Annotated in this window: 21 protein-coding genes; 18 read left to right on the top strand and 3 right to left on the bottom strand. The window is 38.8% G+C overall.

Translation table 11 applies throughout. The annotated features are described in order from the left end of the window. Positions 1 to 3: 3 nt before the first annotated feature. The 12 genes from recN to lacD all read left to right on the top strand — a co-directional run bounded on the left by recN (position 4) and on the right by lacD (position 11233). Complete coding sequence (gene recN / locus B7695_RS02320) at positions 4 to 1671, top strand: DNA repair protein RecN (RefSeq protein WP_084889540.1); 1668 nt, start codon at positions 4 to 6, stop codon at positions 1669 to 1671. Between the two features lies 1 nt (position 1672). Then, on the top strand, positions 1673 to 2401 hold the full coding sequence (locus B7695_RS02315) for a metallophosphoesterase family protein (RefSeq protein WP_084889539.1): 729 nt from the start codon (positions 1673 to 1675) through the stop codon (positions 2399 to 2401). 78 nt (positions 2402 to 2479) lie between these two features. Beyond that, positions 2480 to 4303 carry a translation elongation factor 4 gene (gene lepA, locus B7695_RS02310; RefSeq protein WP_084889538.1) on the top strand — a complete coding sequence of 608 codons (1824 nt, stop codon included), beginning with the start codon at positions 2480 to 2482 and terminating at the stop codon, positions 4301 to 4303. A gap of 260 nt (positions 4304 to 4563) precedes the next feature. Further along, positions 4564 to 5040 (top strand): PTS sugar transporter subunit IIA, encoded by a 477-nt coding sequence (locus B7695_RS02305; protein WP_192855711.1) that lies wholly within the window; start codon positions 4564 to 4566, stop codon positions 5038 to 5040. 38 nt (positions 5041 to 5078) lie between these two features. Beyond that, positions 5079 to 5384, top strand: a complete 306-nt coding sequence (locus B7695_RS02300; protein WP_000590547.1) for a PTS sugar transporter subunit IIB — start codon at positions 5079 to 5081, stop codon at positions 5382 to 5384. 47 nt (positions 5385 to 5431) lie between these two features. Next, the gene (locus tag B7695_RS02295; protein WP_084889536.1) at positions 5432 to 6907 is read left to right on the top strand and encodes a PTS galactitol transporter subunit IIC; all 1476 of its coding nucleotides are present in this window, start codon (positions 5432 to 5434) and stop codon (positions 6905 to 6907) included. Positions 6908 to 6932: 25 nt separating this feature from the next. After that, on the top strand, positions 6933 to 7079 hold the full coding sequence (locus B7695_RS11345) for a chlorohydrolase (RefSeq protein WP_084889535.1): 147 nt from the start codon (positions 6933 to 6935) through the stop codon (positions 7077 to 7079). Positions 7080 to 7157: 78 nt separating this feature from the next. Further along, complete coding sequence (locus B7695_RS02285) at positions 7158 to 8054, top strand: aldose 1-epimerase family protein (RefSeq protein ID WP_084889534.1); 897 nt, start codon at positions 7158 to 7160, stop codon at positions 8052 to 8054. 285 nt (positions 8055 to 8339) lie between these two features. Beyond that, positions 8340 to 8765 (top strand): galactose-6-phosphate isomerase subunit LacA, encoded by a 426-nt coding sequence (gene lacA / locus B7695_RS02280; RefSeq protein ID WP_084889533.1) that lies wholly within the window; start codon positions 8340 to 8342, stop codon positions 8763 to 8765. A gap of 30 nt (positions 8766 to 8795) precedes the next feature. After that, positions 8796 to 9311 (top strand): galactose-6-phosphate isomerase subunit LacB, encoded by a 516-nt coding sequence (lacB, locus tag B7695_RS02275; protein WP_001216918.1) that lies wholly within the window; start codon positions 8796 to 8798, stop codon positions 9309 to 9311. A gap of 10 nt (positions 9312 to 9321) precedes the next feature. Further along, on the top strand, positions 9322 to 10251 hold the full coding sequence (locus tag B7695_RS02270) for a tagatose-6-phosphate kinase (RefSeq protein ID WP_084889532.1): 930 nt from the start codon (positions 9322 to 9324) through the stop codon (positions 10249 to 10251). Position 10252: 1 nt separating this feature from the next. After that, positions 10253 to 11233: a tagatose-bisphosphate aldolase gene (gene lacD, locus B7695_RS02265; RefSeq protein ID WP_084889531.1), complete on the top strand. Its 981-nt coding sequence runs from the start codon at positions 10253 to 10255 to the stop codon at positions 11231 to 11233. Positions 11234 to 11360: 127 nt separating this feature from the next. Here lacD and lacB (B7695_RS02260) read toward each other — a convergent pair whose 3' ends face one another. The 3 genes from lacB (B7695_RS02260) to B7695_RS02250 form a co-directional block, all read right to left on the bottom strand. After that, positions 11361 to 11879 carry a galactose-6-phosphate isomerase subunit LacB gene (lacB, locus tag B7695_RS02260; RefSeq protein ID WP_084889530.1) on the bottom strand — a complete coding sequence of 173 codons (519 nt, stop codon included), beginning with the start codon at positions 11877 to 11879 and terminating at the stop codon, positions 11361 to 11363. 11 nt (positions 11880 to 11890) lie between these two features. Further along, entirely contained in the window at positions 11891 to 12319 is a 429-nt protein-coding gene (lacA, locus tag B7695_RS02255; RefSeq protein ID WP_084889529.1) for a galactose-6-phosphate isomerase subunit LacA, read from the bottom strand. A gap of 152 nt (positions 12320 to 12471) precedes the next feature. Next, the gene (locus tag B7695_RS02250) at positions 12472 to 12948 is read right to left on the bottom strand and encodes an RrF2 family transcriptional regulator (protein WP_001239965.1); all 477 of its coding nucleotides are present in this window, start codon (positions 12946 to 12948) and stop codon (positions 12472 to 12474) included. Positions 12949 to 13143: 195 nt separating this feature from the next. Between B7695_RS02250 and B7695_RS02245 the strand changes: the two genes are divergently transcribed. The 6 genes from B7695_RS02245 (at position 13144) to B7695_RS02220 (ending at position 18652) form a co-directional block, all read left to right on the top strand. Further along, positions 13144 to 14058: a DMT family transporter gene (locus B7695_RS02245; protein ID WP_084889528.1), complete on the top strand. Its 915-nt coding sequence runs from the start codon at positions 13144 to 13146 to the stop codon at positions 14056 to 14058. Between the two features lie 3 nt (positions 14059 to 14061). After that, positions 14062 to 14766 carry a methyltransferase domain-containing protein gene (locus B7695_RS02240; RefSeq protein WP_192855710.1) on the top strand — a complete coding sequence of 235 codons (705 nt, stop codon included), beginning with the start codon at positions 14062 to 14064 and terminating at the stop codon, positions 14764 to 14766. Continuing rightward, positions 14744 to 15466: a class I SAM-dependent methyltransferase gene (locus B7695_RS02235; RefSeq protein ID WP_033683558.1), complete on the top strand. Its 723-nt coding sequence runs from the start codon at positions 14744 to 14746 to the stop codon at positions 15464 to 15466. The genes B7695_RS02240 and B7695_RS02235 overlap by 23 nt, the downstream gene beginning before the upstream one ends. A 305-nt stretch (positions 15467 to 15771) precedes the next feature. Continuing rightward, complete coding sequence (locus B7695_RS02230) at positions 15772 to 16608, top strand: PRD domain-containing protein (RefSeq protein ID WP_084889527.1); 837 nt, start codon at positions 15772 to 15774, stop codon at positions 16606 to 16608. 35 nt (positions 16609 to 16643) lie between these two features. Beyond that, complete coding sequence (locus B7695_RS02225) at positions 16644 to 16961, top strand: PTS lactose/cellobiose transporter subunit IIA (RefSeq protein ID WP_084889526.1); 318 nt, start codon at positions 16644 to 16646, stop codon at positions 16959 to 16961. After that, positions 16961 to 18652: a lactose-specific PTS transporter subunit EIIC gene (locus B7695_RS02220; RefSeq protein ID WP_084889525.1), complete on the top strand. Its 1692-nt coding sequence runs from the start codon at positions 16961 to 16963 to the stop codon at positions 18650 to 18652. Before B7695_RS02225 ends, B7695_RS02220 begins: the two co-directional genes overlap by 1 nt. Positions 18653 to 18756: the final 104 nt, after the last annotated feature.

Below are 18756 nucleotides of genomic sequence, written 5' to 3'. Positions count from 1 at the left end.
TATATGTTACTTGAAATTTCGATAAAAAACTTTGCCATTATTGAGGCTATTTCCCTCAATTTTGAAAAGGGGATGACTGTCTTGACTGGTGAAACGGGTGCAGGGAAGTCGATTATCATTGATGCCATGAATATGATGTTGGGAGCTCGTGCGACGACAGATGTTATTCGTCATGGTGCGCCAAAGGCAGAGATTGAGGGGCTTTTCTCAGTTGAGAATAGTCGCCTTTTACAGGAAATTTTTGATGAGCAAGGTTTGGAAATGGGGGATGAAATTATCATCCGTCGGGAAATCTTGCAAAATGGTCGGAGTATTAGTCGCGTGAATGGTCAGATGGTAAATCTGTCTGTATTGCGTGCTATTGGGCAACATCTTGTGGATATTCATGGTCAACATGACCAAGAGGAGTTAATGCGTCCCCAACTGCATATCCAGATGTTGGATGAATTTGGCGATGCAGCCTTTTGGGACTTAAAAGAAACCTATCAAACGAGTTTTGATGCCTATCGAAAAATGCGCAAGCAGGTTCTGGAAGTCAAGAAAAACCAACAGGAACACAAGGCACGTATCGAAATGTTGGAATTTCAAATGGCAGAGATTGAGGCAGCCAACTTGCAAGCAGGTGAAGACTTGGCTCTTAACCAAGAGCGAGAGAAACTCCTCAACCATAAAAATATTGCGGATACACTGACCAATGCCTACAGTATGTTGGACAATGCAGACTTTTCAAGTCTGGCCAATGTTCGTTCAGCCATGAATGACATGGAAAGTGTCGAAGAGTACGACCCTGAATACCGTGAAATTTCAAGCTCTCTGTCTGAGACCTACTATGTTTTAGAAGACATTAGCAAACGTTTGGAAGCTATCATTGAGGACCTTGATTTTGACGGCAATCGTCTCATGCAGGTTGAGAATCGTTTGGATCTCCTTCATACTATTACCCGTAAGTATGGTGGGACTGTAGACGATGTCTTGCTTTATTTTGCCAAGATTACGGAAGAATACAATCTTTTGACAGGCAATAATCTTTCTTCTGAGGACATGGAAACCGAGCTCAAGAAATTGGAAGTCAATCTTGTTGATTTGGCAGGCCAGCTTGCATCTGCTCGTCATGACTTGGCTCAGCAGCTAGAAGCAGAGATTAAACAAGAGCTGCAAGACCTCTATATGGAAAAAGCCCAGTTTCAGGTTCGTTTTAGCAAGGGCAAATTCAGTCGTGAGGGCAATGAAATGGTCGAGTTTTACATTTCAACCAACCCTGGCGAAGACTTTAAACCCTTGGTCAAGGTTGCGTCTGGTGGGGAATTATCTCGTCTCATGCTAGCTATTAAGTCTGCCTTTTCACGTAAAGAAGGCAAGACCAGCATAGTCTTTGATGAGGTGGATACAGGAGTTTCAGGCCGTGTAGCTCAGGCTATTGCACAGAAGATTCACAAGATTGGCCAGCATGGTCAGGTTCTGGCTATTTCCCATTTGCCACAAGTGATTGCGATTGCAGATTATCAATTCTTTATTGAGAAGATTAGTAATGAGCATTCAACGGTTTCGACTGTTCGTCTTTTGACGGTTGAAGAGCGAGTGGAAGAAGTTGCTAAGATGTTGGCAGGTGATGATGTGACGGAAGCAGCCCTGACGCAAGCCAGAGAATTGTTGAGAAACAGGGAGAAATAAGATGACAGACTATTATGTAATTGGAGATGTTCACGGAAAAGCTGGGATGCTAGAAGACCTTCTCAAAACTTGGGATGGTCAGACCCAGTTGCTCTTTCTAGGGGACTTGATTGACCGCGGTGAAGATAGTCGCCGTGTTCTAGAAATGGTTAAGGACTTGGTGGACAATCAAGGGGCTATCTGTTTGTCAGGAAACCACGAGTATATGTTTTTGACATGGCTAGATGACCCAGAAGAAAGTTATGACCACTATCGTCGTAATGGTGGAGATACAACTATTAACTCTATTCTAGGTCGTCCCTTGGATGCACCAGTTGATGGAGTTGAGGATGCCAAGCGTGTTGCTACTGAAGCGGCAGACTTGGTCGAATTTATTCATCAAATGCCGTTTGTGGTAGAGACAGACAAGTATATCTTTGTTCATGCAGGTATTGATTTGACCTTGGACGACTGGCATGAAACTACAGATTATAAAAAAGTCTGGCTTAGAAAACCATTCCACGAAGCAGAAAATCATACTGGAAAAACCATTGTCTTTGGTCACACACCAGTTTATGGCTTGTTAAAGCAAGAGCGTGGTACTGCTGAGCTTTGGACTACAGAAGATGGCAAGATTGGAATGGATGGAGGAGCTGTTTATGGTGGTGTCCTTCATGGGATTGTCTTTACAAACCAAGGGATGACAGAACACCACTTTATCGAAAATGATGGCTTTGTCGCTGAAGATTAGTACTCCTAGCAGGGTATGGTCTTGTCAAAATGTCAAAAACAATTTATAATAAATAGATACCCTGAAAGGAAGAGAATCATGAACTTAGAAGAATTGAAACAACGACAGGAGAAGATCCGAAACTTCTCTATTATCGCCCATATTGACCATGGAAAGTCGACTCTAGCAGACCGCATTTTGGAAAAAACAGAGACAGTATCCAGTCGTGAAATGCAGGCCCAACTTTTGGATAGCATGGATTTAGAGCGAGAACGTGGGATTACCATTAAACTCAATGCCATCGAGTTGAATTACACTGCAAAAGATGGGGAAACTTATATTTTCCACTTGATCGACACACCAGGGCACGTTGACTTTACCTATGAAGTTTCACGTTCGCTAGCTGCCTGTGAGGGAGCGATTTTGGTGGTTGATGCTGCTCAAGGAATTGAGGCTCAAACCCTTGCCAACGTTTATCTGGCCTTGGACAATGATTTGGAAATCATGCCAGTCATTAATAAAATTGACCTGCCAGCTGCAGATCCTGAGCGCGTACGTACAGAGATTGAAGATGTCATTGGTTTGGATGCCAGCGAAGCAGTATTGGCTTCTGCTAAGGCTGGTATTGGTATCGAGGAAATCCTTGAGCAAATCGTGGAAAAAGTGCCAGCACCAACGGGTGATGTGACGGCGCCACTTAAGGCCTTGATTTTCGACTCTGTTTACGATGCTTACCGTGGGGTTATTCTCCAAGTGCGTGTCATGGATGGGGTGGTTAAACCTGGCGATAAGATTCAGCTCATGAGCAATGGCAAGACCTTTGATGTGACCGAAGTCGGTATTTTTACACCCAAAGCAGTTGGTCGTAATTTCCTTGCGACTGGTGACGTTGGATATATCGCTGCATCTATCAAGACAGTTCAGGACACTCGTGTGGGTGATACCGTTACCTTGGCAACTAATCCTGCGGCTGAGCCCTTACATGGTTACAAGCAGATGAATCCTATGGTTTTTGCGGGTCTCTACCCAATTGAGTCAAACAAGTATAATGACCTACGTGAAGCCCTTGAAAAATTGCAACTGAATGATGCTAGTCTCCAATTTGAACCAGAAACATCTCAGGCACTTGGATTTGGTTTCCGTTGTGGTTTCCTTGGACTTCTCCATATGGATGTTATCCAGGAACGTTTGGAACGTGAGTTCAACATCGACCTCATCATGACAGCTCCGTCTGTTATTTACAAAGTTAATTTGACCGATGGTGAGTCTATGGACGTCTCTAACCCATCTGAGTTCCCAGACCCAACTAAGATTGCAACCATTGAAGAGCCTTATGTTAAGGCGCAAATCATGGTACCACAGGAGTTTGTCGGAGCAGTGATGGAATTAGCTCAGCGCAAGCGTGGTGACTTTGTGACCATGGACTATATTGATGATAACCGTGTTAATGTTATCTATCAAATTCCACTGGCTGAAATCGTCTTTGACTTCTTTGATAAACTTAAGTCTTCAACTCGTGGTTATGCAAGCTTTGACTACGAATTGTCAGAGTACCGTCCGTCTAAGCTGGTGAAAATGGATATCCTTCTCAACGGAGACAAGGTGGATGCCCTCAGCTTTATCGTTCACAAGGACTTTGCCTATGAACGTGGGAAACTCATCGTTGATAAGCTCAAGAAAATCATCCCTCGCCAACAATTTGAGGTACCAATTCAAGCAGCTATTGGACACAAGATTGTGGCTCGTACTGATATCAAGGCTCTTCGGAAGAACGTACTTGCTAAATGTTACGGTGGTGACGTTTCTCGTAAACGTAAACTCCTTGAAAAACAAAAAGCTGGTAAGAAACGTATGAAAGCTATCGGCTCAGTAGAAGTTCCGCAAGAAGCCTTTCTCAGCGTCTTGAGTATGGATGAAGAATAAGTTGTCATAATTGCTTTTCCTTCTTCATAGGAAATTTATATAAGAATCAATCGTAAAGCAGGCTTAAATAGTCTGCTTTTTTATTTCTAGAACAGAAAAAATGTTTGAATTGTTTATTTCTATGTTTGTTTCGGCTCAACAAACCATAAAAACAACAAAAGTATAAAAAAAGAGACAAAAAAGAACAGAAAATTATTGACAACGATTTCATATAGTGTTATACTTATAGCATAAAGTTAATGGAAAGAAGGGAAAACCTTATGGGATTAGATCATTTCTTTGACAAAAACCTTGTGTTTTGCTTAGAAGCGGATAATCAAGAACATCTCTTTGATCAGGTTGCAACTTTATTGGAAGAACGAGAAATCGTAACTCCAACCTATCGTGAAGCCTTGATCACGCGTGAAAAGTCATTTCCAACTGGCTTAGATATGGAATTTTTGGGTAAGGATTTGCCGAATGTGGCTATTCCTCATACAGATATTGTTCATAATCTAGCTGAAAAAGTTGTGGTCGTTCGATTAGAAAAACCAGTGACTTTCCATAATATGATTGCACCAGATAAGGAAGTAGAGGTATCCTTGCTCTTCTTTATCATTAATAACTCAAGTTCAAGTCAAACCAACATTCTTGCTCAGTTAATGGACTTCTTTACAGGAAATGGCCATTTGGAAGATTTGGCTAAAATTTCTGAACCAGAAGCCCTCTACGATTATATCTCTGAAGCAACCGCTTAATCTTGTCAATTAAAAATATTAAATCGGAGGAAATCCATATGATTAAAATTCTTGCTGCCTGCGGTGCAGGTGTTAACTCAAGCCACCAAATTAAAAGTGCTCTTGAAGAAGAACTTTCAAATCGCGGTTTTGATGTTCACTGTGATGCGGTAATGGTCAAAGACGTTAATGAAGACCTTATCAAAGGTTATGACATCTTTACACCAATTGCTGCGACAGACCTTGGTTTTGATCCAGGTATTCCAGTTATCGAAGCTGGACCAATCTTATTCCGTATCCCAGCAATGAGTGCTCCAGTATTTGACAATATTGAAGCAGCTATCAAAGAGCACGGGTTAAGCTAATTCAAATTTGTTAACATTCATATAACATAAAAAAGGGAGGAACTGTTATGGATGCAATCTTTGGCCTAATCAAAGAATTTTTCACACCTATCTTAGATATGGGTGGACCTGTCATCATGTTAATCATTTTGACAGTATTGGCTTTACTTTTTGGAGTGAAATTCTCCAAAGCGCTTGAAGGTGGTATCAAACTTGCCATCGCTCTTACAGGTATCGGAGCTATCATCGGTATGCTAAATGGTGCTTTCTCAGCATCACTTGCAAAATTCGTTGAAAACACTGGTATCCAATTGAGTATCACTGACGTTGGTTGGGCACCACTTGCAACAATCACTTGGGGATCTGCTTGGACACTTTACTTCTTGCTCATCATGTTGATTGTCAACGTAGTGATGCTTGCTATGAAGAAAACTGATACACTTGACGTTGATATCTTTGATATCTGGCACTTGTCTATCACAGGTCTTTTGATTAAATGGTATGCAGACAACAACGGTGTGAGCCAAGGGGTTTCACTCTTGATTGCTACAGCAGCTATCGTACTTGTTGGTGTGTTGAAGATTATCAACTCTGACTTGATGAAACCTACATTTGATGACCTTCTTAACGCACCAAGTTCATCACCAATGACATCAACTCACATGAACTACATGATGAATCCAGTTATCATGGTTTTGGATAAGATTTTTGAAAAATTCTTCCCAGGTCTTGATAAATATGACTTTGATGCTGCAAAATTGAACAAGAAAATCGGTTTCTGGGGTTCTAAATTCTTCATCGGTTTCATTCTTGGTATTGTTATCGGTATTATGGGAACTCCACATCCAATTGAAGGTGTTGCAGATGCAGATAAATGGCGTCTTGTTATCAGAGGATGGTTGTCTCTTGGTTTGACTGCCGGTGTATCTTTGGAACTCTTCTCACTTATCGGTTCATGGTTCATCGCTGCCGTAGAACCACTTTCACAAGGTATTACAAACGTTGCTACTAAACGTCTTCAAGGACGTAAATTCAACATCGGTCTTGACTGGCCTTTCATCGCTGGTCGTGCTGAAATTTGGGCTTGTGCTAACGTACTTGCACCAATCATGTTGGTTGAAGCAGTACTTCTTTCAAAAGTCGGAAATGGTATCTTGCCACTTGCAGGTATCATCGCTATGGGTGTTACTCCAGCTCTCTTGGTTGTAACACGTGGTAAATTGCTCCGTATGATTATTTTCGGAACACTCTTGTTGCCACTCTTCCTTCTTTCAGGTACACTTATTGCACCATTTGCAACAGAACTTGCTAAAGGTGTAGGTGCCTTCCCAGCAGGTGTGAGCCAAACTCAATTGATTACTCACTCAACTCTTGAAGGACCAATCGAAAAACTTCTTGGTTGGACAATTGGTAACACTACAACAGGTGATATCAAAGCAATCCTTGGTGCTGTAGTCTTCCTTGTATTCTATATCGGTATCTTTGCATGGTACAGAAAACAAATGATCAAACGTAACGAAGAATACGCAGCAAAAGCAAAATAATACGCTCCTATAAAATGTAAACTCAATGAAAATCAAAGAGCAAACTAGGAAGCTAGTCGCAGGTTGCTCAAAATACAGTTTTGAGGTTGTAGATAAGACTGACGAAGTCAGTGACCATATCTACGGCAAGGCGACGCTGACGAAGTTTGAATTGGATTTTCGTAGAGTGTAAATTGTTGAAACTAGGTTGTCATACCATTAGGAGTGACAGCCTAGTTTTTTATAAACTATCAAGAAATCGGAGAAAATAATGGTAATTGAATTAAAATCAGAACAATTAAAAGTTCAATTTAACAGTTTTGGTGGGGCTCTTTCTTCTATAAAAAATGCTGAAGGTCTTGAGTATTTGTGGCAAGGAGATGCTACTTATTGGAGTGGACAATCTCCTGTTCTCTTCCCCATTTGTGGTTCATTGAGAGAGGATACAGCCTTCTATATAGATGAGAAGGGGCAAGAAAGCAAAGGAAAGATTCCTCGTCATGGTTTGGTTCGTAAGAAAGAATTTGAATTAGTCGAACAGACAGACAAGAGTGTAACTTTTGCAATTGAGGACGATGAGAATAGCTATCAAAACTATCCTTATCATTTCCGACTAGAAATCACTTATATCCTTACAGGAAAGACAGTACGGACTCAATACAAAATTTTCAATAAAGAAACTAGTAAGGTCATGCCTTACTTTATTGGTGGACATCCAGGATTTAATTGTCCCTTAGTGGATGATGAAGTCTACGAAGATTACTATTTAGAGTTTGAGAAAGAAGAGACTTGCTCTGTTCCACGTCCTTTCCCAGAAACAGGCATGTTGGATTTCCAAGATAGAAGTCCATGGCTAGAGGGGCAAAAGGAATTAGATCTTAGTTATGATCTTTTCAGTACAGACGCAGTTACCTTAGATGAATTACAATCTAGAACAATTGCCCTTCGTTCTCGTAAACATGATAAAGGGTTGAAAGTGCACTTTGCAGAGTTTCCAAATCTCATTATCTGGTCAACTTTGAATAAAGGTCCTTTCGTTGCTTTTGAACCATGGTCTGGCTTGTCAACATCCCGTGAAGAAGGAGATCATCTAGAAGATAAGAAGAATGTTCGTCTCCTAGAACCTGGTCAAGTGGATCAAATTGGTTTTGACATCGAAATTTTTTAGTTAAAAAACACAAAAACAAACACTAACTGTTGACTTTTTCATAAAATAGGAGTATATTATGTTTGTAAGCAACAAATGATGTTTGTAACAAACAAACAATCACTTGTTATATTCTCTTTCGTGGAGAAAAATTATTTCTAGGAAACTGATTTCCTAAACTTGAATAAGGTGTCATTCATCTCGTTCAATCCAATTTGTCAATAAACTGCTAGAAAACTTTTTGTAGGTAAACTGCTAACCATAAAAGTCTTTACTAGCCTAGAAAAATAAAAAGGAGTATACAATATGTCTATTGTTATCGGTGCAGATGCTGCAGGTTTGAGATTGAAAGAAGTTGTGAAAGACTTCTTGGAAAAAGAAAACTTCCACGTTGTGGATGTTACAGCTGAAGGTCAAGACTTTGTTGATGTGACTCTTGCTGTTGCTGCAGAAGTAAACAAAGAAGAACAAAACCTTGGTATCGTGATTGATGCTTATGGAGCTGGTTCATTTATGGTCGCAACTAAGATCAAAGGAATGGTTGCTGCAGAAGTATCTGACGAACGTTCAGCTTATATGACTCGTGGCCACAACAACTCACGTATGATCACTATGGGTGCACAACTTGTTGGTAATGAATTGGCTAAAAACATTGCTAAAGGATTTGTTAACGGTAAATACGACGGTGGACGTCACCAGATTCGTGTTGATATGTTGAACAAAATGTGCTAATTAGATTACAGTAAGAAAGGTAAGTTAAAAATGAGAATTGCAATTGGATGTGACCACATCGTAACAGATGAAAAAATGGCGGTTTCAGAATTTTTGAAATCAAAAGGATATGAAGTCATTGACTTTGGTACATATGACCATACACGTACTCACTACCCAATCTTTGGTAAAAAAGTTGGTGAAGCTGTAACTAGCGGTCAAGCTGATCTTGGGGTATGTATCTGTGGTACTGGTGTTGGTATCAACAACGCTGTAAATAAAGTTCCTGGTGTCCGTTCTGCCTTGGTTCGTGATATGACAACAGCTCTTTATGCTAAAGAACAATTGAACGCTAACGTTATTGGTTTTGGTGGTAAAATTACTGGTGAATTGCTCATGTGTGATATCATCGAAGCTTTCATCCATGCTGAATACAAACCAACTGAAGAAAACAAAAAATTGATTGCGAAAATTGAACACGTTGAGAGTCACAATGCTCAACAAACAGACGCAAACTTCTTCACTGAATTCCTTGAAAAATGGGATCGCGGAGAATACCACGACTAAGAGGTGACCTATGATTTTAACAGTCACAATGAACCCATCCATTGATATTTCCTATCCCTTGGATGAGTTAAAGATTGATACTGTCAATCGTGTGGTGGATGTAACCAAAACTGCTGGTGGTAAGGGACTCAATGTTACCCGAGTACTTTCAGAATTTGGGGATTCTGTTCTTGCTACTGGTTTAGTGGGTGGCAAACTTGGTGAGTTTTTGGTTGAAAATATCGATGATCAAGTAAAGAAAGATTTCTTTTCTATTCAGGGAGAAACTCGTAACTGTATCGCTATTCTTCACGGAGACAATCAAACAGAAGTTCTTGAAAAAGGTCCTGTAGTATTGGAACAAGAAGGTCAAGACTTTTTGGAACATTTCAAAAATCTTCTGGAGTCAGTTGAAGTAGTAGCTATCTCAGGTAGTCTGCCAGCTGGCCTTCCGGTTGACTACTATGCTCAACTTGTAAAAATTACAAATGATGCTGGAAAACCTATTGTCTTGGACTGCTCTGGTGCAGCACTTCAGGCGGTTCTTGAATCACTACATAAACCAACAGTCATCAAACCAAATAATGAGGAATTGTCTCAACTTCTAGGAAGAGAAGTTTCTGAGGACTTGGATGAATTAAAAGAAGTCCTTCAAGAACCTTTGTTTGCAGGTATTGAATGGATTATCGTTTCACTTGGTGCCAACGGTGCCTTTGCCAAACATGGCGACACTTTCTACAAGGTAGATATTCCTAGAATTCAGGTAGTCAATCCTGTTGGATCTGGAGATTCTACTGTGGCAGGGATTTCTTCAGGACTTCTTCATAAAGAATCGGATGCAGAATTACTCATCAAGGCAAATGTCCTTGGTATGCTCAATGCTCAAGAAAAAATGACTGGTCATGTTAACATGGCCAACTATCAAGCTCTATATGATCAATTAATAGTAAAAGAGGTATAAAATGGCTTTAACAGAACAAAAACGTGCACGCTTAGAAAAACTTTCTGATGAAAAAGGAATCATCTCAGCTCTTGCATTTGACCAACGTGGTGCTTTGAAACGCCTTATGGCTCAACACCAAACAGAAGAACCAACAGTGGCTCAAATGGAAGAACTTAAGGTCTTGGTAGCAGATGAATTGACTAAATACGCTTCATCTATGCTTCTTGACCCTGAATATGGACTTCCAGCGACTAAAGCTCTTGATGAAAATGCTGGTCTTCTCCTTGCTTATGAAAAAACAGGCTATGACACAACAAGTACAAAACGTTTGCCAGACTGCTTGGATGTTTGGTCTGCAAAACGTATTAAAGAAGAAGGTGCAGATGCAGTTAAATTCTTGCTTTACTATGACGTAGATAGCTCAGACGAACTCAACCAAGAAAAACAAGCTTACATCGAACGCATCGGTTCTGAATGTGTGGCTGAAGATATCCCATTCTTCCTTGAAATCCTTGCTTACGATGAAAAAATTGCTGATGCAGGTTCTGTAGAATATGCGAAAGTAAAACCACACAAAGTTATTGGTGCTATGAAAGTCTTCTCAGACCCACGTTTCAACATTGATGTCTTGAAAGTAGAAGTTCCTGTTAACATTAAATATGTTGAAGGCTTCGCTGAAGGTGAAGTGGTTTATACACGTGAAGAAGCAGCAGCCTTCTTCAAAGCTCAAGATGAAGCAACTAACTTGCCATACATCTACTTGAGTGCTGGTGTATCAGCTAAACTCTTCCAAGATACTCTTGTATTTGCTCATGAATCAGGTGCAAACTTTAACGGAGTTCTTTGTGGCCGTGCTACATGGGCTGGATCAGTTGAAGCTTACATCAAAGATGGTGAAGCAGCAGCTCGCGAATGGCTTCGCACAACTGGATTTGAAAACATTGACGAACTCAACAAAGTTCTTCAAACAACAGCAACTTCATGGAAAGAACGTGTGTAGCACTCAAATTGTGAAAAAAACTTCAGTCTAGGGATAGAAATATCTCTAGACTTTTTTTGATGAAATAAAAACAACCTTGAGTTAGTTATCCTCAAGGTTAGATAAAATATATCAGAGGGAATGCAAGTTAATCGTGATATTCTCCACGATTCCACTTGGCATTCTCTTCATCGAAGATATGATCATTGGCAGCTACATCTGGGCTCACTTCAGATAGTTTATCAATTTTCGCAATCAATTCCTCTTTTTCAGGACTTGGTTTGTACTTGGTATTGATAAATTCATCTACAATGTTGTTAATGAAATTGATACCTAGGATTGCACCACCGAAAGCAACAATATTAGCATTGAGATTTTCACGAGCGGAACGAGCAGTCGCAACATCTCCGACAAGTACAACTCGAGTTCTAGGAACTTTATCAGCAGATACAGCAATTCCAACACCTGTACCGCAAAGGGCGACTCCAAAGTCAGCCCGTCCATTGACGACCTCCTCTGCAATTAAGCGACCATAAATAGGATAGTGAGTACGGACGAAATCATAAGTACCAACATCAATGATTTCATGACCTTGTTCTTTTAGGTGTTTTGAAATCTTCATCTTCACATCTGTTACAATGTGATCACAACCGAGAGCAATTTTCATGGGAATACCTCCTAGCAGAGCTTGTTCAGCATATCAATGCGAACTTGGTGACGACCAGAATCATAGTTGTGCTCAAGAAAGGCTTTGACTATTTCAACTGCTAAAATAGCACCTGTAATTCCAGAACCAATTGTAATGATTGGAGTAGAATTGTGTCGAATAGTCATCATGGCAGAGTGTTCATCGGAAACAGCGGCGCAGATAATACCTTTAAACTTATTAGCAGGCATAAAAGAATGCCCAAACTTGTCAAAAAGAATAGCACGAGCTTGCTTATATTTTCTAAACTCTGTAATAGCATTGACAGTAGAATCAACGAAATCCGCAGAGCCTTGTGTAGAGTTGAAGTCAATTACTTCATAACCAGAATGAAGCAGATAGTGTTTGACGGTTTCTTTCAGTTGGAAACTATCTTGGTCAGTAGCTAAAATAACTTTCATAAGAACCTTCTTTCTTTAGCTATCCAAAAGTATGCAATGAAATATCATTATTGAAGATATAGAAGATAGATTATATCTTCAAATATAGTATAGTCCTTGTAAAATTATTTGTCAAGGATTTATAAAAACTAGCTGAAGAATTTTTTCTCCAGCTAGTTTTGGCATTTATTGACCCAATTTCTGATATCGGTTAAATCATAGTTAATCTCAGATTGATGGGCTACCTGGCTGAGTGTAATAGAAGTCAGGGTTGCAACTAAAGTGTTTTCAATAATATCAAGAGAGTTGGTTACGACGCATCTTTTAGCCTTTTTACTTTCCTCGTTGCCTAAGAATTTTTTTAGAAGATTTTGACTTTCAAAGATTCGATTTTTTCCTTCTATAGCTACAAATACATCGTAAAAGGTGATTTGGCTGAGGGGTTTAGAAAGAGCAACGCCTCCATTTTTCCCTCTAACGGATTTAACCAATCCTTCGTTGTCTAATAGTTTTATAATTTTTTTCAAATAAGAATCTGAAACTTCTAGCCGTTCACTCAAGGAAATTGTATTGATATATTTTCCTTCAGGGAGCTGATCTAACATGAGTAAGACATAGACTGACTGTTCCCAACCTGATGACAATCGCATGTTTGTACCTCCATATAAAAAGATAATCATTATCCACAATTACCAGTATAGTCTTTTTTTGTTTTTTTCTCAATACATAGGAGTTTAAAAAAATAATCTTGGAATTTTTTGATAAATCTCTTGACATTCATTTTTAAAAGAGTAGAATAAAAGACAAAAAATATCATCAATATCTTTTGAAAGAAGGCGAAATAAATGAAACGAGGTTCAAATTTTATTTTTTTGATTTCTATATTACTTACCACACTTTTTATGGGGTCGTCTTTTCCAACTGGGAAATATCTTATAGTAGTTGAAAAGACTCCTCCATTATTACTTGGGGGTGTTCGATTTATTATTGCTGGGTTAGTGATGTTAGTATTATCGTTTTTATTTTGCAAGGGAGGGACGATCATTCCTAAAAGTCAAGGTAGCAAGATAAAGGGGTTTATATTGGTTGTGACTATCGGGCTCTTACAGACAGCTGGAACCATGGGATTTCTTAATCTTGCCCTAGCTCATGATGTGTCGTCATCTATGTCTTCCATTATCTTATTTACGAATCCTCTTTGGTTAGCTTTCTTAGCACATTTTTTGTTAAAAGATACATTGACTATTCAGAAGATAAGTGCCTTAATATTAGGTGTGGCTGGAGTTGTTACTTGTATTGGACTAGATGTATCTGCGTTTAGTTTAGGTGCTTTGTTTGCTTTACTCGGTTCATTTTGTTGGTCAATCAATACAGTTGTCGCCAAGAAAATTCCTTTTGATAACGGTCCATGGATATTTACAGCTTGGCAATTGTTATTAGGTGGGGTATTCCTTTACTTATTCTCAATACCTGTGCATGAAAGTTATAACTTTCTAAATTTAGGATTTTGGGGCTGGGTTTGGTTTATATGGTTAATTATTCCTGCATCTGTTGGTTCGTTTGGACTGTGGTTTTATAGTCTAGGACAAAGGGGAGCAACAGTAGCTAGCAGTTTCTTGTTTTTAGTTCCAGTATTTTCAACTATCTTTTCTATTATGGGCTTACATGAGCCGTTTACATTGAATTTGGTTCTTGGGGGTTCGATGGTTGTGTTAGCATTGGTATTAGTAAACTGGAAAGTCAAGGGAGAAGAGGAGTAGTCTATGGAAGTTGGAAATGATATTGTTATTCAAAATGGAACACAATGGAGTTTTGGTAATGGTGTAGCTCAACATTTTGATGAGCATGTTAGACAATCTATTCCTTTATATGATGAAGGACATAACCTTGTTTGTCATCTAAGCGATTTTTTTATTCGTGACCATTCCTTATGTTATGAGCTAGGCTCTGCAACGGGTAATCTGATTGGTAAATTATATCAGCGTCATAAGTCTAAAAAAGAAGTTCGTTTTATCGGGATAGAAGAAATTCCAGAAATGAATCAGGTGGCACAATCAAAATTTCCTGAGCTTGAATTTATAACAAGCTCCGTGGAGGAAGCCAGGTTAGAACCCAGCGATTTAATTATTAGCTATTATTTCCTTCAGTTTATTCTCCCAGACAAGAGAATAAAGATTTTATCAAAAATATATGAATCTTTAGTTGAAGGTGGAGCGTTTATTCTATTTGAGAAAGAAATCATGACAGATTCGAAGGTAAATAAGTTGATAGTTTCCAATTATATTAAATTCAAGCAAGAACATGGATTTAGTCCAGAAGAAATTCTATCTAAGCAATTGAGCTTGGAGGGAGTTATGATTAACCATACTCACGCTGAAAATAAAGAAATGTTAAAGAGTGCTGGATTTCATCATGTAGAAACGATAATGAGATATGGAGAGTTCAATGGATACATTTGTTTTAAATGAAGATAATCACAAGAAATGGGAAGAATTACACGCCCAATCATCAAAAACAGAGACACGCTTAGTTCCTAATGATGCAGTTCAAAAGATTTTTTCTTTGAGAAATCAAATCGTTACTCAAAACGATGAGTGTAGGGTATTAGAAGTTGGTTGTGGTTTTGGAAGGAATCTTTACTATTTAATTGAAAATCATTATGCGGATACTTATTGTGGTGTAGATTTAACAAAAGAGGCCGCTGATAGTGCAAAACGATTATTGACTAAGTCATTTCCACAATTTAATTGTCATATAACACAGACAGATGTAGGTAAAGGTTTAGATTTTCCTGACAACCATTTCGATTCTATATTTGATATAATGTCTGCGATTACATTTATAGTGGATGAAAAAGATAGACAGAACTATTTTTCAGAGGTAAAAAGGATGTTGAAAACAGGAGGAATGTATTATTTTTATTGTCCACGGAAAGATGGAATTTTCCGAGACGCAATTCCGGATAATTCTTTACTAGAAAAAGGTTATATACGTAGAAAACTAGATTCAATGTTAGAAAGAGTTTATACAGAAAGTGAGTTAATTGAATTATTGGCTCCTATGCGTCTTGTAAAATTAGAAATCGGTTCAAAACATACTAGAGCTTTTGGTGATGAGTTGTTTATTAGGAATAATGGATTTTGGTTTGGAGCTTTCAAAAAAATATAGAGTTATTAGTACACTTGTTTTTGAATTGAGATGAAATTTTCTGCGCTATAAACACTTGTTTTCTAATTTTGTTTACGGTTTTATTTTTTGATAAAAATATGCTCAAATAAAGTAAAAAAAGTTATTCGTAAGGGTTTACAAAACAACCTACTTGTGCTATACTTAAATCACAAGTTAATACAAGGTGAGTGTTACTAAGTAAGATTAGGCATGATCACAGGTGAATTAGAAATCAGCTGATTTTCTAGTTCATTTGTGGTCATTTTTTGTACTCATATACCTTTAAGATATAAAAGGAGGTTGACATGTATCGAATTCTAAATCCAATGAATCATAATGTCTCGCTTGTCAGAAATGATAAAGGAGAAGAAGTGATTGTGATTGGTAAGGGGATTGCATTTGGAAAGAAGAAGGGGGATTTGATTGCTGAACATCAGGTTGAGAAAATCTTTCGGATGAAGACCGAAGAGTCAAGAGAAAACTTTATGGCTCTTCTCAAAGATGTTCCGCTAGATTTTATCACAGTGACCTATGAGATCATTGATAAGCTATCAAAGAAATATCACTATCCGATTCAAGAGTATCTCTATGTAACCTTGACAGATCATGTTTACTGTTCTTACCAAGCTCTAGCACAAGGAAGGTACAAGGATAGTAATCTACCAGATATTTCCACTAAGTATCCTGTCGCTTTTCAAATCGCAAATGAAGCATTTGAAATTTATCGCCAGAAGCTAGCGGATCATTTTCCTGGGGACGAAATTATTCGGATTGCTTATCATTTCATTAATGCCGAAGGTGAAAATGAAGTGGAACTTGTGGAGTCGATTGATAAGAGGAAAGAAATTCTCAGGAATGTTGAAGAAGTTTTAACGGACTATGCAATTCAACGAACTAAAGAGAATAACCATTTCTATGATCGTTTTATGATACATTTGAATTATTTCTTGGATTATTTAGACAGATCTAGAGATGATAACCAATCACTTCTGGATATGGAAGATCACATTAAACAATCCTATCCAAAAGCGTTCGAGATTGGTTCCAAGATCTATGATGTGATTACGCAACATACGGGTCTTGATTTGTATAAAAGTGAACGAGTTTATCTAGTTCTACATATCCAACGTTTATTGTCATAAAAATTTATTTAAAACTATATAAGGAGAATTCTATCATGAATAGAGAAGAAGTAACATTGTTAGGTTTTGAAATCGTAGCCTATGCTGGCGATGCTCGTTCAAAATTATTGGAAGCCTTGAAGGCTGCTGAAGCTGGCGATTTTGCGAAAGCAGATAGATTAGTCGAGGAAGCTGGTTCTTGCATTGCAGAGGCTCACCACGCGCAAACAAGTCTATTGACTAAGGAAGCAGCTGGTGAAGATTTGGCTTATAGTGTAACCATGATGCATGGCCAAGACCACTTGATGACAACCATCTTGTTAAAAGATTTGATGCATCATTTAATTGAACTCTATAAGAGAGGGGTTAAGTAATGAATAAATTAATTGCATTTATTGAGAAAGGAAAGCCTTTCTTTGAGAAGCTATCTCGTAATATCTATCTTCGTGCCATTCGTGATGGTTTCATTGCAGGTATGCCTGTTATTCTCTTCTCAAGCATCTTTATCTTGATTGCCTTTGTGCCAAACTCATGGGGCTTTAAATGGTCTGATGAAGTTGTAGCCTTTCTGATGAAACCTTACAGCTATTCAATGGGGATTTTGGCTCTATTGGTAGCTGGTACAACAGCTAAGTCATTGACTGACTCAGTAAACCGTAGCATGGAGAAAACTAATCAAATCAACTATATGTCAACATTGTTGGCAGCAATTGTTGGTTTGTTGATGTTGGCAGCTGATCCGATTGAAGGAGGCTTTGCAACAGGTTTCCTTGGAACAAAAGGTTTGCTTTCAGCCTTCCTTGCTGCCTTTGTTACCGTAGCTATCTATAAGGTCTGTGTTAAGAACAACGTTACCATTCGTATGCCTGACGAAGTTCCACCAAATATTTCACAAGTCTTTAAAGATGTGATTCCATTCACTCTATCTGTTGTTTCTCTTTATGTTCTTGATCTACTAGCTCGTCATTTTGTTGGCTCAAGTGTGGCAGAATCAATCGGTAAATTCTTCGCACCACTCTTCTCAGCAGCAGACGGATACCTTGGTATTACCATTATCTTTGGTGCCTTTGCCTTCTTCTGGTTTGTTGGTATCCATGGTCCATCTATCGTTGAGCCTGCTATCGCAGCTATTACCTATGCAAATGCCGAAGTCAACTTGAACCTTCTCCAACAAGGGATGCATGCAGACAAGATTCTTACTTCTGGTACACAAATGTTTATCGTTACCATGGGTGGTACTGGTGCGACACTGGTTGTTCCATTCATGTTCATGTGGTTAACAAAATCAAAACGTAACCGTGCAATCGGTCGTGCTTCAGTAGTTCCAACCTTCTTTGGTGTAAACGAACCAATCTTGTTTGGTGCACCGCTTGTATTGAACCCAATCTTCTTCATTCCATTTATCTTTGCTCCAATCGCAAACGTTTGGATCTTTAAGTTCTTTATTGAAACACTTGGAATGAACTCATTTACTGCTAATCTACCATGGACAACTCCAGCTCCACTAGGTCTAGTTCTTGGTACTAACTTCCAAGTTCTATCATTCATTCTTGCTGCCCTTCTAATCGTGGTTGACGTAGTCATTTACTATCCATTCCTTAAAGTCTATGATGAACAAATTCTTGAAGAAGAGCGTTCAGGTAAGTCTAATGACGAATTGAAAGAAAAAGTTGCTGCAAACTTCAACACTGCAAAAGCAGATGCTATTCTTGAAAAAGCGGGTGTCGATGCAGCACAAAATACCATCACTGAAGAAACAAATGTCCTCGTTCTCTGTGCAGGTGGAGGGACAAGTGGACTTCTTGCGAATGCTTTGAATAAGGCAGCTGCAGAATACAATGTTCCTGTGAAAGCAGCAGCAGGTGGCTATGGTGCTCACCGTGAAATGTTGCCAGAGTTTGATCTTGTTATACTTGCTCCTCAAGTTGCTTCAAACTTTGAAGACATGAAAGCAGAAACAGATAAGCTCGGTATTAAACTTGCGAAAACAGAAGGCGCTCAATACATCAAATTAACTCGTGATGGAAAAGGTGCTCTTGCATTCGTACAAGCTCAATTCGATTAACGATAGGGACTGTGAAACAGTCTCCTCTCGTTACGGAAATCGCTATGGCGAATTTCCTAATCGCCTTGTTAATTCGTCGGTAAAAAGATATCGTTTTTACCTCC

Source organism: Streptococcus mitis (assembly GCF_002096845.1).
Classification (GTDB): Bacteria; Bacillota; Bacilli; order Lactobacillales; family Streptococcaceae; genus Streptococcus; species Streptococcus mitis_A.
This window is presented reverse-complemented; position numbering and strand designations above follow the sequence as displayed.

Excerpts from the sequence above, each read along its gene's own strand:
- recN (WP_084889540.1), top strand. The coding sequence starts at position 4 with ATGTTACTTGAAATTTCGATAAAAAACTTTGCCATTATTGAGGCTATT.
- B7695_RS02315 (WP_084889539.1), top strand. The coding sequence starts at position 1,673 with ATGACAGACTATTATGTAATTGGAGATGTTCACGGAAAAGCTGGGATG.
- lepA (WP_084889538.1), top strand. The coding sequence starts at position 2,480 with ATGAACTTAGAAGAATTGAAACAACGACAGGAGAAGATCCGAAACTTC.
- B7695_RS02305 (WP_192855711.1), top strand. The coding sequence starts at position 4,564 with ATGGGATTAGATCATTTCTTTGACAAAAACCTTGTGTTTTGCTTAGAA.
- B7695_RS02300 (WP_000590547.1), top strand. The coding sequence starts at position 5,079 with ATGATTAAAATTCTTGCTGCCTGCGGTGCAGGTGTTAACTCAAGCCAC.
- B7695_RS02295 (WP_084889536.1), top strand. The coding sequence starts at position 5,432 with ATGGATGCAATCTTTGGCCTAATCAAAGAATTTTTCACACCTATCTTA.
- B7695_RS11345 (WP_084889535.1), top strand. The coding sequence starts at position 6,933 with ATGAAAATCAAAGAGCAAACTAGGAAGCTAGTCGCAGGTTGCTCAAAA.
- B7695_RS02285 (WP_084889534.1), top strand. The coding sequence starts at position 7,158 with ATGGTAATTGAATTAAAATCAGAACAATTAAAAGTTCAATTTAACAGT.
- lacA (WP_084889533.1), top strand. The coding sequence starts at position 8,340 with ATGTCTATTGTTATCGGTGCAGATGCTGCAGGTTTGAGATTGAAAGAA.
- lacB (WP_001216918.1), top strand. The coding sequence starts at position 8,796 with ATGAGAATTGCAATTGGATGTGACCACATCGTAACAGATGAAAAAATG.
- B7695_RS02270 (WP_084889532.1), top strand. The coding sequence starts at position 9,322 with ATGATTTTAACAGTCACAATGAACCCATCCATTGATATTTCCTATCCC.
- lacD (WP_084889531.1), top strand. The coding sequence starts at position 10,253 with ATGGCTTTAACAGAACAAAAACGTGCACGCTTAGAAAAACTTTCTGAT.
- lacB (WP_084889530.1), bottom strand. The coding sequence starts at position 11,879 with ATGAAAATTGCTCTCGGTTGTGATCACATTGTAACAGATGTGAAGATG.
- lacA (WP_084889529.1), bottom strand. The coding sequence starts at position 12,319 with ATGAAAGTTATTTTAGCTACTGACCAAGATAGTTTCCAACTGAAAGAA.
- B7695_RS02250 (WP_001239965.1), bottom strand. The coding sequence starts at position 12,948 with ATGCGATTGTCATCAGGTTGGGAACAGTCAGTCTATGTCTTACTCATG.
- B7695_RS02245 (WP_084889528.1), top strand. The coding sequence starts at position 13,144 with ATGAAACGAGGTTCAAATTTTATTTTTTTGATTTCTATATTACTTACC.
- B7695_RS02240 (WP_192855710.1), top strand. The coding sequence starts at position 14,062 with ATGGAAGTTGGAAATGATATTGTTATTCAAAATGGAACACAATGGAGT.
- B7695_RS02235 (WP_033683558.1), top strand. The coding sequence starts at position 14,744 with ATGGATACATTTGTTTTAAATGAAGATAATCACAAGAAATGGGAAGAA.
- B7695_RS02230 (WP_084889527.1), top strand. The coding sequence starts at position 15,772 with ATGTATCGAATTCTAAATCCAATGAATCATAATGTCTCGCTTGTCAGA.
- B7695_RS02225 (WP_084889526.1), top strand. The coding sequence starts at position 16,644 with ATGAATAGAGAAGAAGTAACATTGTTAGGTTTTGAAATCGTAGCCTAT.
- B7695_RS02220 (WP_084889525.1), top strand. The coding sequence starts at position 16,961 with ATGAATAAATTAATTGCATTTATTGAGAAAGGAAAGCCTTTCTTTGAG.